The following is a 15,937-nucleotide window of genomic DNA, read 5'->3' on the forward strand; positions in this document are numbered from 1 at the left end:
AAGGAGGCTTTTACGTGCCGAAGGTCAGTGTGATTGTACCGGTTTACAATGTGGAAGACTATTTGGAACAGTGCGTAAAAAGTATTTTGTCCCAAACTTTAGAAGATATAGAGGTTTTGCTTGTAAACGACGCTTCGACGGACGGGTCGTTGAAGGTTGCCCGCTCCTTTGAAACGGACAAGCGGGTGCGTGTCCTGGAGAAACCCCACGGCGGGTTAGGGGATACGCGCAACTATGGTGTGGCGCGCGCTACGGGCGAGTACCTCGCCTTTATCGATTCCGATGACTGGGTGGACCCGGAAATGCTGGAAACCGTCTATGCGGCGGCAAAGGAGCAGGAGGCCGACCTGGTGGTGTTTAACTATATGCGCGAAAACCTGATCGATGGGGAGAGCCGCGCGTGCAGCGTGCCATTGCAGGCGGGCGAGTCGGATGAAGAGCGCAACCGGGCATTGTTGGAAGAATTGATCGGCCCATCGGTGAGCGGGAGTTCCTGGCGCACCACGGAGATGCTGGGCTGTGCATGGCGCAGGCTCTACCGGCGTGCCTGGTTTGTGGAAAATCATCTGGCGTATTTCAATGAGCAGGAGATCATGCTGGAGGATCTGCCGGTGTCCATTATGGCGCATACATTGGCCAAGAAGATCGTCTTTGCCAAAGGCGCTTATTATCACTACCGTTACAACCCGGAGTCCCTCAGCACCCGTTACCGTCCGCACAAGATGGAAATGATGACGAAGTGCTACCAGGTTGTGCAGAAATTTCTGAAACAACAGGGGATGGATAAGCAATACCGGGAACGCCACTTGGCTTGGCTGCTCCGCAATGCAGCGCATTCTGCGCTGGTGAACTGCTTCAGCCCGCACAACCCTGCGGACGCCAAGCAGCGCAAAGCGGAGGTGAAGGGGATCTTGGAGACCCCGCTGTTAAAAGAAGCGGCGGCTTCTTCCTATCTGTTGGGCGGGAATCGGTCCGATCAATTGATCTTGCGGGTGATCCGCACGGGGAATCCGTCGATGGTCTATGCATTTTATCGCTTCTATAGCCATATGCTGTTCCGTGATACGCAAAAAAAATAACCGGAGGAGGGGTCGTCATGTCCCAGAAAAAACAGGTGCTTTTTATCAATTACAGTCTGCACAGCGGTGGGATTGAGAAAAGCCTGGTGACATTGCTCTCTCTGTTCGATTTTACAAGATATGATGTTGATTTGCAGCTTTTTGCCAATGAAGGGCTTTTTCTGGACCGCGTCCCGCCCCAGGTGAACTTGCTTCCGCCCCTTTTCCCGGCGGAATATAAGCTGAATATCCGCAAAGCACTGTTTGCCTTGGTAAAAGGCGGCCACCCACTGGCGGCAGTCTGCCGCTTGCTGGTGACCTTTGCAGGGAAAACCCCCGGTGGGATGGGGGATCGCCTGGCACGCATGTGGAAAATTGAAAAGCACTTTGTGCATCCGGCCTGCAAAGAATACGATGCGGTGGTGGCCTTTATGGAGGGGCAGCCCATCTATTATGCGGTCACCAAGGTGCAGGCCAAGCGGAAGATCGGGTTTATCCACGGGGACTACAACGCTATGGGGCTGAGCCAGGATTTCGACCGGCCCTATGTGAAGCAGCTGGACGCGCTATGTACGGTCTCAGAGGGCTGTAAGATGGCGTTGGAGGATAATTTCCCGGAGTTCCGGGAGAAATTCCATGTGGTCTATAACATCCTCTCCGCGCAGTTCCTGCGGAAAATGGCGGAGGCGCCCGTGGATTTTGGGGACCGCTATTCGGGCAGCCGTGTGTTGTCCATTGCGCGTCTCTCCGTACAGAAGGGGTTAGACCTCGCCTTGCCCGCGGTTGCTTCCCTCCGCGAGAAAGGGCTGGAATTCCGCTGGTATATCATCGGTGTCGGTCCCGAGGAGGCCGCTTTGCAGGAGCAAGCGCGCTCCCTTGGCATCGAGCAGGACGTCTGCTTCCTGGGGGAACAGGCGAATCCTTATCCGTTTCTGCGGGCCTGCGATGTGTATTTGCAGCCGTCGCGCTTTGAAGGGAAGTCCATTGCCGTGGACGAGGCAATGGTGTTGTGCAAGCCTATTTTGCTGACGGATTTCTCCACAGCAGCGGATCAGGTGACCTCCGGGGAAAATGGCTTGATCGTCCCCATGACGCCGGAAGGGATTGCGGAAGGCCTGGAAAAGCTGTTGACCGACGGAGAGCTGCGGCAGCGCTTCCACGACGCCTTGGAAGCAGAGGACTATACAAACGAAAACGAGATCGAAAAGGTATATTCACTGATCGGCTCGGAATAAACATAATTGTTTCCAATAGAAACAATGAACGATGGAAAGGAAGCGCCCTTTTGGACGCATCGGGGAAAGGTTATGCTTTTAAAAGATTTACTGGAAGGGTTGGAATATCAGAGTTCCGGCAGTACGGAGTTGGAAATCTCCGATCTCATTTATGATTCGCGCAAGGCAAAGCCTGGATGTGCGTTTATCTGCCTGTGTGGGGCGAACGCAGACGGCCATCGCTATGCACAGCAGGCGGTAGAGGCAGGAGCCGTGGCGGTGATAGCGCAGCATGGGGTGGAGGTATCGGGGGCCACCGTCGTATTGGTGGAGGATACCCGCTATGCGCTTGCCGTGCTCTCTGCGGCGTATTTTGGGCATCCCGCGAAGGATCTGCGTGTTGTGGGCCTTACGGGGACGAAAGGAAAGACCACCACCTCGTATATGATCCGTTCCATTTTGGAGGATGCGGGGATCAAGACCGGCTTGATCGGCACCATCGGTACGGTGATTGGCGATCAGGTGATTAAGACGGAGAACACAACGCCGGAGTCGTATGAAGTGCAAAAATCCCTCCGCCGGATGGCAGACGAGGGGTGCGGGGCAGCAGTGATCGAAGCTTCCTCCATCGGCCTGCGGGATCACCGGGTGTCCGGTTTCACGTTTTCCATCGGCTTGTTTACGAATTTTTCGCCCGACCACATTGGGGGAAATGAACATAAGAGTTTGGAGGAGTACCGCGCATGCAAGGCGATGCTGTTCCGCCAGTGCGAGCTGGGGATCGTCAACATCGACGATGAAAATTGGAAGGCCATCACAGAAGGGCACACCTGCCAATTGGAGACCTATGGTTTCCATCCGGAGGCGCAGCTGCGTGCCAAAGGGGAGCGCTTACTCTCCCGCCCCGGCTATTTGGGGGTGCATTTTGAATTGGATGGGCCCTATCAGTTCGGCGTGGATGTGGATATCCCAGGGCATTTCAGCGTGTATAACGCGCTGGCAACCATCGCGGTTTGCCGTCACTTCGGCGTAACCGAGGAGAACATCCGGCGCGGTTTGAATGCGGTCAAGGTGAAAGGGCGTGTGGAGCCGGTCAAGGTGCCGGGAAATTATACGCTGTTGATCGATTATGCGCACAACGCCGTCAGCATGGAGAACATCCTGGAAACGCTGCGGGAATATCATCCAAACCGGCTGATCTGCCTGTTTGGAGCGGGCGGCAACCGGGCGCGCTCCCGCCGGTATGAAATGGGGGAGGTCAGCGGGCGGCTGGCGGACCTTTCCGTAGTGACCGCCGACAACTCCCGGTTTGAGGATGTCATGGACATTATCTCGGATATCGAAGTGGGGCTGCACAAAACAGACGGGAAGTATATCGTGATCCCGGACCGCAAAGAGGCCATCAAATATTGCATGGACCACGCGCAGGAGGGGGACATTATTGTCCTCGCTGGCAAGGGACATGAAGATTATCAGGAGATCAAAGGGGTCAAATACCATCTGGACGAACGGGAAGTCGTTGCGGACATTTTAAAAGAGGAAGGGTTGTCCTGAATTTGGAACGCCCTAGAACATCCAAGAGAAAAGGAGGCAGAACCATGAAGATGACGGTGGAAGAAATTCGTAGAGCCTGTGGAGGGAAACTTCTGTGTGGGGACCCGGAAGCGGTTGTGACTTCTGTGAGCACCGACAGCCGGAAAATAGAGCCCGGCGCACTGTTCGTCCCCATCAAAGGGGAACGGACCGATGCGCATGCATACATCACGGCGACATTTGCGGCCGGCGCGGTGGCAACCCTGACAGAAGAACATACGGAGATGGAGGATTCCCATGCTTGGATCCGGGTCCCCAATACCCTTTCCGCGTTGCAGCTGATCGCCACCGCATACCGCCAGCGGTTTTCAATCCCGGTGGTCGGCGTGACGGGAAGCGTCGGGAAGACGACGACGAAAGAGATGATCGCGCTTGCCCTTTCTGCGGAAAAGAAGGTTATGCGTACGGAAGGAAACCACAACAGCCAGGTCGGATTGCCGCTGACGATGTTCCGTCTGGAGCCGGAGCATGAGGTCGCTGTTGTGGAGATGGGGATGAGCGATTTTGGCGAAATGAGCCGTCTGGCGGAGATCGCAGCGCCCAATTGTGCGGTGATCACCAATATCGGGATTTCCCACATTCAGCAGCTTAAGACACAGCAGAACATCCTGGGGGAAAAGCTGCATATCATCGATCGTTTTCAGGAGGATTCTGTCTTGTTTTTGAACGGAGACGACCCCATGCTGGCGGGCTTGCGGGGAAAGCTCCGGGTAAAAACGCGGTACTTTGGGATGCAGCCATGGTGCGATGACCGCGCCGAACAGATCGCTTTCCACCCCAATGGGGTCCGGTTTGTCTTCCGAACAAATGGGATTGCACAGGAAGTGGATCTGCCCGTTTTGGGGCTGCACAATGTGACGAACGCACTGGCCAGCCTTGCGGTGGCACATTTCCTTGGAGTGGATTTGGAAAAAGCGGCTAAAGCCCTGCAGGAGTATCAGCCCCTTGCTATGCGGCAGCAGCTGCACCGCCATAAGGGGATCACGGTCATCGACGACTCGTACAATGCAAGCCCGGATGCACTCAAAAGCAGCTTGGATATGCTGGAAAACCTGCGGGAACAGGATGGGCGTTGCATTGCGGCCCTGGCGGATATGCTGGAGCTCGGTGCCCTGGAGCACCGCGCGCACTTTGAGGTGGGCGCTTACGCAGCCGGAACCGGCGTGGATGCATTGGTGACGGTTGGAACGCGTGCGGCGGCCATTGCAGAAGGGGCGCGTTCTGTCAAACCGGAAATTCCCTGCCATGTTTGCGCTTCCAATGAGGAAGCGGTAGAGGTCTTAAAGGGGCTTCTTCGCTGCGGGGATGTTGTTTTAGTAAAGGGGTCCCGCGGGATGCACACCGATGAAATTGTGAAAAAGCTCTTGGAATATCTTGGCTAAGGGATTTTGTCCCTATTGTTTTACCGCTGGTAACATTTTTGTTACTTTCTAGCTCGGAAAACCTGCGTAAAAGATGGATTCTTCCCGTCTTTTGCGCAGGTTTTTATATGTTTTTGAGGATTTTCTCCCTCCAACTGGTTACAATTTGTAATTTTTTTCATGAAAGGGCTTGTCATCCAGTATAATCTGTGCTATACTGTAACCAATTTGTTACAGATTGTAATTTGTATGTAAAAATTGTTACATACTCGAATAAAACGGACAAGCTGTTTCCGCGGGAAGCGGCAGAAAATTGGAGGGGTTACCATTGAATCGGATAAACCGGAAATTTTTGCTTTTCTTTACGTTGCTGTTTGCAGCGCTGACGATTACAGCATCGTTTGGACACAGTGTGACGGCGCAAGCAGCGGAGGAAAAAACCGGCGTGTGTTTGGTGGATCATGTCCTTTTAGCATATAAGAATGGCTGGAAATACCGCAGCGGTTGCTATGGACAGTTCGTGGGAAATAAGCGTGCGAGCGATTGTTCCGGTTTGATTAAATCCTACCTTTGGTGGCAGGGAGAGGGCCAGAATCCAAATCCGGGATCGATGTCGGTGGCTGGCAGCTCCGGTGCGATGCTCCAGAGTGCCGAGGTTTCCGGAGACATCAATTACAATGATCCTTCCTCTCTTCCGCGTATCCACGGCTTGATCCTCTATCAGCCTGGCCATGTAGGGGTTTATGTTGGAAACAATATGGCGATTGATAATCGAAGCTCCGGGGAAGATATGAAATATGAAGAGGTCTTCGGGCGTAGAAACATCAAGTGGACAAAGTGGTTTAAGCTTCCCCAGATTACATATCCGACGACGGGATGGGCTACATATGATGGGGACAAGTACTATTATGAAAACGGACAATATGTGATCAACACGATCCGCATTATTGATGGTATTTCTTATACATTCGGTGAAGACGGAAAGATTGTAGAGCAAAAGCCATATGTCGCTTCATAAAGGGAGGGAATAATCCTCTGCAAAGAGAATCTCTTTGCAGAGGATTATTTTGTTTTGCATTGTTTCAACAAAGTACCGGTTGTTTTTTTATCTTCCATTGTTTGAATCATATGTCAAAAATAGGTTTTCATAAAAATATGAATAAATTTTAAAAAAGGATTGCCCTAGTTTGTCCACTTTTGCAATTTTTTGTCGTTGTTAATAGATGTATCAATTTTAAAGGAGGCAGTTCCTATGTTTAAGAAATTCGCAGCCGTATTTTGCGCATTCTGCATGATTGCCAGCGTTGGTACCAACGCGATGGCCGTGGCAGAAGTGCAGCCCGATGAAGTAAGCGCGATTGAGATCCAGCCCCGCTACACTTACGCAGACTATGTAGACAGTTGGCTGGATGTCAGCGGAGGCACCGCTTATGTAGAGGCGGAAGCGGCAGGTAAGTCCAATGTAACCAGTATCCGTTTGACTGTTACGCTTCAAAAGAAGAGCGGCAGCAGCTGGTCGTCTGTCCGCAGCTGGACAGAGTCGGATTCCAGCGATTTTGTAAGCCTCTCCAAGGAGTTGTCCGTTTCTTCCGGAACGTATCGTGTGAGAGCAACAGCCGTCTTCAACGGTTCTGAAACGGTCACGGTTTATAGCAACACAGCACCGTAAGCTACCGATCTTTTATTTAAGACCGTCTAACGGATTTTGGATCAAAATAATTCCATGCGGATTGTTTTGATGGTGTCTTTCCAGCCGCGGGACTACAGTGGCTGGAAAGTGGGTTTCTGTTTTGTACCAGCGGAGCAAGCTCCGTAAAATCTTGCCTACATGCATTTACCAATACAACCAAACGAGAGGGCCGCCCTTCCCCGGGCGGTCCTAGTTTTTTGTCATAAATAATATAAAAAATACCGCTGTAGCGTTTTAACACTACAGCGGTATAGGTCTTTATGGGTGAATTTTTATCGATTGCCGATCATATAATTCAGGAACATGCTCTCATCTTCCGGATTTTCCACCTTCAACTCAGCGGAAACCTTGGAGCTTTTTGCTCCATCCAAGAGAGCCCGAACACCATACAACTGGCACAGCTTGCTTTTCAGGTTGAGGGTGTTTCCATCCTCTGTTACCAAATATACATTTCCTTGTGCTTTATCAAGAAGGTCAAGAAGCTTTTGAATATCGATGTCGTAAAGTTTCATAGTTACTCCCTCCAATGAATTTATAACTTGGGTCTATTATACCATGTAAACTACAGAATTACAATGTGAATGATAGACAAGATTCCAAAGGTTAATCCGCCATTATGTCTTAGTCCACCCACTTACTTTTGCGCAGCGGGACATCCAATAACGGCAAAACATTTCTTCATCTTCTTTGTCTTCAACGATAATTTCAGGAGAGATTTTGTTATCTTTTGAATCCTCGAGCAGCATCTTAATGCCATACAGCTGTGCCAGTTTGCTGTTCATTCCAAAAGAGACGCCCTCTCCCGTAACTAGATAAATGTTCCCTTTTGCATGTTCAAGCAGGTTCACAAATTCACCCACGCTAATGTCGTATAGTTTCATGTTTCCCTCCTTGTAGTTTACATAAAGGATTATATCATACATGTTGCATAATTGCAAGCCTAATTCTTTGTGCAATATTTAAAATCCTGTAAAAAATTGGTAAAGGAATTGTGTATTATTGAGAGATAGGCTCCCACTTGCACACTTTTGCTTCATTGGGTTAAAGTATGCGGGCAGCGCCAAGCATGCTACAGGATTCTTTCGATACGTTATCAAAAGGCGAGAAAAACGGGTAATCACATTCACTTCTTGTCCTTGTAGCACATAAGATGGAGTGGCGTTTTTTATAATCAGTAAAGGAGAGAGTTTTCATGCCATCAATTGTTTATACAGTAAGAGAGGGAGATACCCTTTGGAATATCGCAAAAGCTTATGGCACGACTGTCAACGATATCGCCCGATATAATGGAATTGTCGAAACCGATGTGATTTATCCTGGACAGAGACTGCGGATTTTTGTCCCGGAGGAGAGCACACCGAAATGGTATGTCGTCCGTCCCGGTGATACCTTGACAAAAATTGCGGAGAAGTTTGGGACAACAGTGCAACGCTTGATGTGGCTCAACGATATTTCCGACCCGAATCTGATCTATCCGAGGCAGAGGCTGCGGATCCGTCCGTAAGTGCTTTTACGGCGGCTAGACATAGAAAATCCCCGCTCCATAGATCCTGATGGGGCGGGGTTCTCCTTTAAGAGTTTTTAGAATACGGGTAAACCTTTTCACTTAGCGGTGTACGGCATTCGCCTACCGAGGCAGAGTTTTGGCTGTACAACATTACAATTTCCCACATATCACGGATGAACGTGCGGTACTCTTCCTCAGTAATTGGCTTTGGCCAGCTTAGGATCAACAGCTGATGCGGCGTACAACCCTTTTGATAGGAGGGATGAATATAATAATATCCGTTGTAGTGAAAGCCCAGCCGCTCGTAAAAGCTTTTTCTCCGAATGGATATGTCGTCGATCGGCGGGTCGATCTCTAAAACGATCTTTTGGTTCCGTTTGCAGAATTCTTCTAGGCACCGGGAACCGATACCGCTACCCCGTAGGCTAGGTTCAATGGCAAGATGCTCAATATATTGAAATCCGCTCAATTCCCAATAAAATATTAAGCCGCAAAACTGTTCCCCCTCCCAGATGGTTTCACAGAAAAACCTTGGGTCAGCTAGCGCACGGATGTGGTCATCCAGGGAACGCTGTTCCTTCTCTGGGAAACTCACCTGATATAGAGAAAATGCCTTTTGAAATATGTCGTCCTTTTGGTCCATGTGCCGGATAAATTTCATAATATTCTCGTCCCTTCTATGTTGATGGATTAATTTCTTCATATGGTTTTGGAGCAGACCATTTCCATTCTAGCATATGCCTTGTAAAAAGTCACGGTTCCATGTTTGAAAGGGGAGAGAATCCTTGGCCGTTTAAGAAAACTGGAAGAAAACGCCAATTGATATCAATTCAGAAAATCAGACACGGCGGCAGCCGCCTTGCTTTGCTAAACAGAGAAAAATTTACATATTGTTAATTAAATACTGATGGAGGATATAGTAGAATACTAACGAGTCCAATTTATAGAATTTCGAATGAAAATCGAAAAAACGCGGCGAGGTTCCCTTTGAAATTGGCACGTGGATAGCGGGCTTTGCTTGCAGGTAAAATGCCTATAAGGGGGTGGCCTTGTGTTTGGATATGTCCGGCCTCAGAAGTCTGAGTTACGTGTGCGCGAATATGAAGCATATCGGGCGGTTTATTGTTCGTTATGCCGGCAGCTTGGAAAGAGCTATGGGATGTTCGCAAGAATGACGCTCAGCTATGACTGTACCTTTTTCGCATTGTGGCTGATGGCGCTGCACAAGAAATGCTTGGGTTTTCGAGAAGGCCGTTGCGTGGTGAACCCTCTCAAGAAATGTGGAGCTTGTATAGGGGGGGGAGACGAACTCCGTCTGGCTTCTGCGTTATCGGTGATTATGGTTTACCAAAAGGTGCGGGATAATATTGCAGATGACCGTTTTTTAAAGCGTATGAAGTCCTACATGGTACTCCCGTTTGTCTCCCAAATGCGCAGGAAAGCCGCAAAGGACTATCCGGAGCTGGACAAGATCGTGGCCTTGGCGATGATGGAGCAGGCGGCTGCGGAACAAAATCCAGGGCAGAGTATTGACTTTTATGCAGAGCCGACCGCGAAGATGATGGAGCAGGTTTTCGCCTTTGGTGCGGCTGCCCCGGAACTGAGCCCCGAGGACCGTCTTGTGCGGCAGGCGGGGTATTTTTTAGGCCGCTGGGTCTATATTATAGATGCGGCGGACGATTTGGAAAAAGATTTATATGAAGGAGCATTTAACCCTTTTATCATTAAGGAGCAGTTGCAGCCCAACTGTCCGACGGAACGGCTGAAAGAAGTCAAAGAGGAAGCAAACCGGATTTTAAATGCGACGCTTTCCCAGCTGATCGCAGCAGTCAACTTGATGGACCTTGAGCAGCTCGGCGCGATTGTTTCCAATGTGATGTTTCTCGGCTTGCCGGAGATGCAGCGAGCAATCCTGTTTGAGAAGGAGAAAGAAAAGCATGTCTGACCCGTATAAAATTCTTGGGGTACCTCCCACTGCAACGGACGATGAGGTCAAAAGTGCTTACCGGGCACTGGCAAAAAAATATCATCCCGATAATTATGCCGGCAGCCCTGTTGCAGATCTCGCGGATGAGAAGATGAAGGAGATCAACCAAGCGTATGACACAATTATGGCCCAACGCAAAGGACGCACAACAAGTGGTGCGCAGCAGACGGGGTGGGGTTATACAGGATATTCCTCCTATGCCAATCCTAGGTCCGGTTTTAATGATGTGCGAAACTTGATTATGACCGGCCGGATTGCGGATGCAGAGCAGATTTTGAATGGTGTCCCTGCGGAAGGGCGCGATGCAGAATGGCATTTTCTGAAAGGGACCGTATTGTATAAACGCGGCTGGATGGAAGAGGCATACAATCATTTTTCAAGCGCCTGCCAGATGGACCCCAATAATATGGAGTACCGGGCGGCAATGAATCAGGCGATCAACCAACGCAATGGCGTTTACGGCGGATACAACCCGAATGTCCAGACCGTGGGTGGTTGTAGCTTTTGTGATATTTGCGCAACGGCAATTTGCTGTGATGCTTGTTGTAATCCGTATGGTGGGGGCGGCTGCTGTTGAGAAACAATACCATAAAGCTGGCGTTCAGCAGTATGCTGGCTGCATTGAGCACGGCGCTGATGTTTATGACCAATTTGTTTCCCGCTGCATCCTATACGCTTCCAGCGATCGCGGGGGCTTTGATGATGCTGACGGTGATCGAACTGGGCAAGAGATGGGCTTGGCCATCGTTTGTAGTGTCGGCTGTATTATCGTTTTTGGTGGTAGCCGATAAAGAGGCGGTCGCGATATTTGTCCTCTTTTTTGGATATTATCCCATTCTAAAAGCAAATTTCGAACAGCTCCCCAAGCGGTTGTTCAGGTGGCTTGCCAAGTTCCTTTTGTTCAATGTAGCGATGGTTGTGGAGTTTTTCCTCTCCATCCATTTGCTGGGCGTGCCGGAGGAAAGCTTTACGGTTTTTGGCGTGTATCTCCCTTGGGTCTTCCTGTTGGTCGGGAATGTGGCGTTTTTGCTGTACGATTATTGCCTTTCCTGCTTAGTCATCGTCTATTGCCAGCGGATGCATAAAAATGTACAACGGTGGCTTAGGCTGAAATAAAGCTTGATTTTTCAAAATTTTGGTCTTAATATAGAGTGGAACCGTTTTCGCCCTGTGGGCGGCGAAAACAGCTCCACTATTTTTTGCATGATTTGTGGAGGTTGCCGTCGTTTTCTGCATGCGATCGGGCGGCAAATCCGATAAAATACACCGCTCGGAGATGGGATTTGAAATGAATAACTTGTTGACCGCCAGAATTCAAAACAAAATGACCAGTTTTTCGAAAGGCCAGAGACTGATTGCAAAATATATACTGGAGCATTATGACAAGGTGGCGTTTATGACAGCTGCCCGCTTGGGTGCTACGGTTGGCGTGAGCGAATCGACCGTAGTGCGTTTTGCCACGGAGATCGGTTACACAGGATATCCGGAGCTGCAGCAGGCCATGCAGGAGATGATCCGGAACAAGCTTACCTCGGTCCAGCGCATGGAGGTTACGGCCAACCGCATCGGGGACAACGATATCCTCGACTCGGTATTCAACCAGGATATCGACATCATCCGGCGGACCATGGAAGAGACCTCCCATGAGAATTTCTATAAGGCGGCGGACGCGATCTCTTCCGCGCGGAAGATCTATATCTTGGGCGCGCGCAGCTCCTTGGCGCTGGCGACGTTCCTTTCGTATTACATGCACCTGCTGTTTGAGAATGTGCTTCTGGTGCAGTCTACCAGCGAGGGGGAAATCTTTGAACAGATGATCCGCATCGATGAAAACGATGTAGTGATCGGAATCAGCTTCCCGCGGTACTCCCGGAAAGCGGTCAAGGCGATGAATTTTGCCCGCAAGCGTGGGGCGAAGGTGGTTGCGATCACAGACAGCACCTTGTCCCCGTTGGCAGAACCTGCCGACTATCTGCTTTTGGCGCGCAGCGATATTGCCTCCATTGTCGATTCCTATTGCGCGCCGCTCAGCTTAATCAATGCCCTGATTGTCACCATTGCCCTGAAAAAGTCCAATGAGGTCAAAAAGGTCTTCCAGAACCTGGAGGACATCTGGGATGAATACGGAGTTTACGAAAAGGTGGATGAACACAAGAGTGAGCCAAACGTATGATGCGCTGGTGATCGGCGGCGGAGCGGCCGGGATGCTCGCCGCAGGGACGGCCGCGGCCCGTGGACTGCGGACCTGCCTGGTGGAAAAGAATGCACGGCCCGGCCGGAAATTGATGATTACCGGCAAGGGCCGCTGTAATGTAACAAACGATTGCGATGTACAGGAGCTGATCGCCTCGGTCCCCTCCAACGGGCGTTTTTTATACAGCGCGGCATCCGCGTTTCCCCCACGGGATGTGATGGCTTTCTTTGAAGCGCAAGGTCTCCCTCTCAAAGTGGAGCGGGGAAACCGCGTGTTTCCGACATCTGACCACGCGGTTGATGTCGTGGATACGTTGATCCGGTACATGAAGCGCAGTGGTGTGGAAATGCTAACCGGGGAAGCCAAACAACTGCTGTTGGAGGATGGCACGGTGCAGGGGGCGGAGCTGCAGGGCGGCGCACGCATTTTGGCCCGGAATGTGTTGGTTGCGTGCGGCGGTGTGTCGTATCCAGGGACGGGCTCCACGGGGGATGGCTATGCGTTTGCACGTCAGGCTGGCCATATCGTCACGCCGCTGCGCCCCTCGTTGGTGCCCTTGGTGGCCGCCGGGACGGACTGTCCGGAGATGATGGGACTGTCGCTGAAAAACACGGCGATCCATGTCTGGGACACGAAAAAAAAGAAAGAGATTTACCACGATTTTGGGGAGATGCTTTTCACGCATTTTGGCCTTTCCGGCCCGATGGTCCTGAGCGCCAGCGCGCACATGCGCGATATGGCGCCTGACCGGTACCGCGTGGTGGTGGACTTAAAGCCGGCGCTGCGCCCGGAACAGCTCGATGCGCGCCTCCAGCGCGACTTTGAAGCGAATAAGAACCGCGATTTTTCCAATGCGCTTTCTGCACTGTTGCCGCGCAAGATGATTCCCGTGATGGTGCGCCGTTCCGGTATTGCACCGGACACGAAGTGTAATCAGATCACCCGCGAGCAGCGGCGTGCTTTTGCGGAGCTTTTGAAGGCATATCCTGTGGAGATTACGGGATTCCGGCCGGTGGAAGAGGCGATTGTCACCTCCGGCGGCGTATCCGTGAAGGAGATCAACCCGAAGACCATGGAGTCCAAGCGTGTGGCGGGGTTGTACTTTGCCGGGGAAGTGATTGACGTAGACGCCTATACCGGCGGATTTAATTTGCAGATTGCTTTTTGTACCGGCCGCCTCGCGGCGAATTCCATGAGTTAGGGAGGATATACGATGATTGCAATTGCCATTGACGGCCCGGGCGGGGCTGGGAAAAGCACGATGGCCCGCGCTTTGGCCAAAGAGCTTGGATATATCTATGTGGATACCGGGGCGCTCTATCGGGCGATCGGCCTGTATATGAGGCGGAAAGGCATCCCCACGACCGACTTTGCGGCGGTTGCCGGAAATCTGGGAGGCGTGGAGGTCCGGTTGGCCTTCCGCGATGGGGAACAGCGCGTGTTCCTTGCGGAAGAAGATGTTTCCGACGCCATCCGTACGCAGGATATTTCGATTGCAGCTTCCAATGTCTCCGCTGTCCCGGAGGTGCGCGCTTTCCTGTTTGACTTGCAGCGGGATCTCGCAAAGAAAAACCATGTGGTTATGGATGGCCGGGACATCGGGACGGTTGTCCTCCCGAATGCACAGGTTAAGATTTTCTTGACGGCTTCTCCCGAAGAGCGCGCCCAGCGCCGCTATTTAGAGCTTCGGGAAAAAGGCTTAGAAGCCGAGTATGACCAGGTCCTGACGGAGCTCAAGCAGCGCGATTACGATGATTCCCATCGCGCGGTTGCGCCGCTTGTCCCGGCGGAAGACGCCATTATGGTAGACAGCACCGGCTTAACGCGGGAGCAGGCTTTCCAGCGCCTTTTGCGCACTGTTCAGGATAAGATTTCTTAAACGGCCGTTTTTCCAGCGAAGATGGCCAAAACAACACCGGGGTTTCCCGGAGATCGGTGGTTTGAAAATGAAGCGTACGCCTCTTTATGTATTTGCGAGGGCAATTGCGGCAAAGGTGACCTTTCCGTTTGTGCCCTATACCGTTAAGAATAAAGAACGGTTCCCGAAAGAGGGCAGGGTGGTGGTTTGCTGTAACCATTTGTCCAACTCCGACCCCGTGCGCTTATCCTGTTCCCAGAGACGGCAGATTTTTTATATGGCAAAGGCGGAACTTTTTCAATTTAAGCCCTTTGGATTTATTCTGAAAAAGTTGGGTGCTTTTCCTGTGCAGCGCGGCAAGGGGGATGTCGAGGCGATCGACGCCGCTGCGGAGCTGTTGCATGAGGAATGCGCCATAGGGGTATTCATCGAGGGAACACGTTCCAAGGACGGTGAGTTGGGAAAACCAAAAGCGGGTGCCGTGATGCTTGCCTACCAAAACCAGGCCCCGATCTTGCCGGTTTGTATCACGCCGGTCGGCAGTAAAAAGCCCCGGCTGTTTCACCGTACGATCATTTCCATTGGAGAACTTATTCCCTGCGAACAGCTGGGCATTCAAGAGGGTACCGGTGTGGAATTTCGGAATGCCAGCCGGTTGGTGATGGACAAGATCCGGGAATTGCGGGAGCGCGATTTGCGGGAGATGCAAAAATAATGTTTCTCTAAGAGCGTGAAGGCATGGGTACATAAATCGTAAGGGGGCCCGGCTATGTCTGTCTATCCATTTTGGAGGAAGCTTTTGGCGCCGGTCGGGAAATGGCTGTTCCGTCTGCAGATAGAGGGAACGGAGAATATCCCAAAGCAGGGACCGTTCATCCTTTGCAGCAACCACCGGTCGGTGCTCGATCCCTTTTTTATGGCGGTAGCGGTTCCCCGAACGATCCGTTTTATGGCAAAGTCCGAGCTTTTTGAGGATCACGGCCGCTTTGCGCGCTGGCTTTTGTACGTCTTTGGCGCATTTCCCGTGCGAAGGGACAAAGGGGATGCGGAGTCGGTGCGGACGGCGGTTCACATTTTGCAGGACGGCGGTGTGGTCGGGATTTTTCCGCAGGGCCGCTGTGTGTTCGATAATTCCCCTTTTCAGCCGAAGGCGGGCGCGGTGTTGGTGGCAGCGAAGGCGCAGGCCCCGATTTTGCCGGCCTGCATTTTTTTCAAGGGGCGTATCCGTCCTTTCAAACGCGTTGTAGTTCGGTTTGGGGAAGTCCTTTCGATACAGGCGCTCGACCTTGCGGACGGTTCGCTTCGACATGTACGCGGGGCGGCGGGGCGATTGGCAGAAAAAATTAACGGTTTGCTTGAAAGAAATTGAGCTTTTGCGTTGTATTATCAGTGATGGCGGGAGAGCGTTCCAAAAAGAAGTTTCTTTTTGGAAGGAAAACAGGCTTCTTTTGGGATCGCGCAGAGACGCCTTTTTC

At 51.4% G+C, this 15,937-nt stretch carries 18 protein-coding genes; 15 read left to right on the forward strand and 3 right to left on the reverse strand.

From position 1 onward, the window contains the following. Positions 1 to 14 precede the first annotated feature (14 nt). The 6 genes from I2E77_RS07175 (at position 15) to I2E77_RS07200 (ending at position 6,895) form a co-directional block, all read left to right on the forward strand. Complete coding sequence (locus I2E77_RS07175; protein WP_087228982.1) at positions 15 to 1,079, forward strand: glycosyltransferase; 1,065 nt, start codon at positions 15 to 17, stop codon at positions 1,077 to 1,079. A gap of 17 nt (positions 1,080 to 1,096) precedes the next feature. Next, the gene (locus I2E77_RS07180; protein ID WP_191448385.1) at positions 1,097 to 2,293 is read left to right on the forward strand and encodes a glycosyltransferase; all 1,197 of its coding nucleotides are present in this window, start codon (positions 1,097 to 1,099) and stop codon (positions 2,291 to 2,293) included. 72 nt (positions 2,294 to 2,365) lie between these two features. Beyond that, on the forward strand, positions 2,366 to 3,826 hold the full coding sequence (locus I2E77_RS07185; protein WP_191405517.1) for a UDP-N-acetylmuramoyl-L-alanyl-D-glutamate--2,6-diaminopimelate ligase: 1,461 nt from the start codon (positions 2,366 to 2,368) through the stop codon (positions 3,824 to 3,826). A gap of 44 nt (positions 3,827 to 3,870) precedes the next feature. Next, on the forward strand, positions 3,871 to 5,247 hold the full coding sequence (locus I2E77_RS07190) for a UDP-N-acetylmuramoyl-tripeptide--D-alanyl-D-alanine ligase (RefSeq protein WP_195450929.1): 1,377 nt from the start codon (positions 3,871 to 3,873) through the stop codon (positions 5,245 to 5,247). Positions 5,248 to 5,554: 307 nt separating this feature from the next. Beyond that, positions 5,555 to 6,244, forward strand: coding sequence for an NlpC/P60 family protein (locus I2E77_RS07195; RefSeq protein ID WP_243252558.1), 690 nt, complete (start codon positions 5,555 to 5,557; stop codon positions 6,242 to 6,244). Positions 6,245 to 6,478: 234 nt separating this feature from the next. Then, positions 6,479 to 6,895, forward strand: a complete 417-nt coding sequence (locus I2E77_RS07200; protein WP_087228969.1) for a hypothetical protein — start codon at positions 6,479 to 6,481, stop codon at positions 6,893 to 6,895. 293 nt (positions 6,896 to 7,188) lie between these two features. Here the strand turns inward: I2E77_RS07200 and I2E77_RS07205 are convergent, their stop codons facing one another. Both I2E77_RS07205 and I2E77_RS07210 read right to left on the reverse strand, forming a co-directional pair. Continuing rightward, on the reverse strand, positions 7,189 to 7,428 hold the full coding sequence (locus I2E77_RS07205; protein WP_087228966.1) for a hypothetical protein: 240 nt from the start codon (positions 7,426 to 7,428) through the stop codon (positions 7,189 to 7,191). 102 nt (positions 7,429 to 7,530) lie between these two features. Next, positions 7,531 to 7,797 carry a hypothetical protein gene (locus I2E77_RS07210; protein ID WP_087228964.1) on the reverse strand — a complete coding sequence of 89 codons (267 nt, stop codon included), beginning with the start codon at positions 7,795 to 7,797 and terminating at the stop codon, positions 7,531 to 7,533. Positions 7,798 to 8,108: 311 nt separating this feature from the next. Between I2E77_RS07210 and I2E77_RS07215 the strand changes: the two genes are divergently transcribed. Continuing rightward, positions 8,109 to 8,420: a LysM peptidoglycan-binding domain-containing protein gene (locus I2E77_RS07215; protein ID WP_087228962.1), complete on the forward strand. Its 312-nt coding sequence runs from the start codon at positions 8,109 to 8,111 to the stop codon at positions 8,418 to 8,420. A 67-nt stretch (positions 8,421 to 8,487) separates the two neighbouring features. Here the strand turns inward: I2E77_RS07215 and I2E77_RS07220 are convergent, their stop codons facing one another. After that, the gene (locus I2E77_RS07220) at positions 8,488 to 9,084 is read right to left on the reverse strand and encodes a GNAT family N-acetyltransferase (protein WP_087229571.1); all 597 of its coding nucleotides are present in this window, start codon (positions 9,082 to 9,084) and stop codon (positions 8,488 to 8,490) included. Positions 9,085 to 9,474: 390 nt separating this feature from the next. Between I2E77_RS07220 and I2E77_RS07225 the strand changes: the two genes are divergently transcribed. The 8 genes from I2E77_RS07225 to I2E77_RS07260 all read left to right on the forward strand — a co-directional run bounded on the left by I2E77_RS07225 (position 9,475) and on the right by I2E77_RS07260 (position 15,831). Next, positions 9,475 to 10,368, forward strand: coding sequence for a DUF5685 family protein (locus tag I2E77_RS07225; protein ID WP_191362381.1), 894 nt, complete (start codon positions 9,475 to 9,477; stop codon positions 10,366 to 10,368). Continuing rightward, positions 10,361 to 10,987, forward strand: a complete 627-nt coding sequence (locus I2E77_RS07230; RefSeq protein WP_087228957.1) for a J domain-containing protein — start codon at positions 10,361 to 10,363, stop codon at positions 10,985 to 10,987. The genes I2E77_RS07225 and I2E77_RS07230 overlap by 8 nt, the downstream gene beginning before the upstream one ends. Further along, a complete protein-coding gene (locus I2E77_RS07235; RefSeq protein ID WP_237966327.1) occupies positions 10,984 to 11,526 on the forward strand; it encodes a hypothetical protein in 543 nt (180 codons plus the stop codon). Before I2E77_RS07230 ends, I2E77_RS07235 begins: the two co-directional genes overlap by 4 nt. 172 nt (positions 11,527 to 11,698) lie before the next feature. Further along, a complete protein-coding gene (locus I2E77_RS07240) occupies positions 11,699 to 12,583 on the forward strand; it encodes a MurR/RpiR family transcriptional regulator (protein WP_087229568.1) in 885 nt (294 codons plus the stop codon). Continuing rightward, positions 12,555 to 13,805 (forward strand): NAD(P)/FAD-dependent oxidoreductase, encoded by a 1,251-nt coding sequence (locus tag I2E77_RS07245; RefSeq protein WP_191362380.1) that lies wholly within the window; start codon positions 12,555 to 12,557, stop codon positions 13,803 to 13,805. Before I2E77_RS07240 ends, I2E77_RS07245 begins: the two co-directional genes overlap by 29 nt. Positions 13,806 to 13,817: 12 nt before the next feature. After that, positions 13,818 to 14,483, forward strand: a complete 666-nt coding sequence (gene cmk / locus I2E77_RS07250) for a (d)CMP kinase (protein WP_191362379.1) — start codon at positions 13,818 to 13,820, stop codon at positions 14,481 to 14,483. Between the two features lie 67 nt (positions 14,484 to 14,550). Beyond that, positions 14,551 to 15,177: a lysophospholipid acyltransferase family protein gene (locus I2E77_RS07255; RefSeq protein ID WP_191362378.1), complete on the forward strand. Its 627-nt coding sequence runs from the start codon at positions 14,551 to 14,553 to the stop codon at positions 15,175 to 15,177. A 54-nt stretch (positions 15,178 to 15,231) separates the two neighbouring features. Continuing rightward, a complete protein-coding gene (locus tag I2E77_RS07260) occupies positions 15,232 to 15,831 on the forward strand; it encodes a lysophospholipid acyltransferase family protein (protein ID WP_191362377.1) in 600 nt (199 codons plus the stop codon). The last annotated feature ends 106 nt before the right edge of the window (positions 15,832 to 15,937 follow it).

The sequence above is a fragment of the Anaeromassilibacillus sp. 1001302B_160321_C8 genome (assembly GCF_015554745.1).
GTDB classification, from domain to species: domain Bacteria; phylum Bacillota; class Clostridia; order Oscillospirales; family Acutalibacteraceae; genus Anaeromassilibacillus; species Anaeromassilibacillus stercoravium.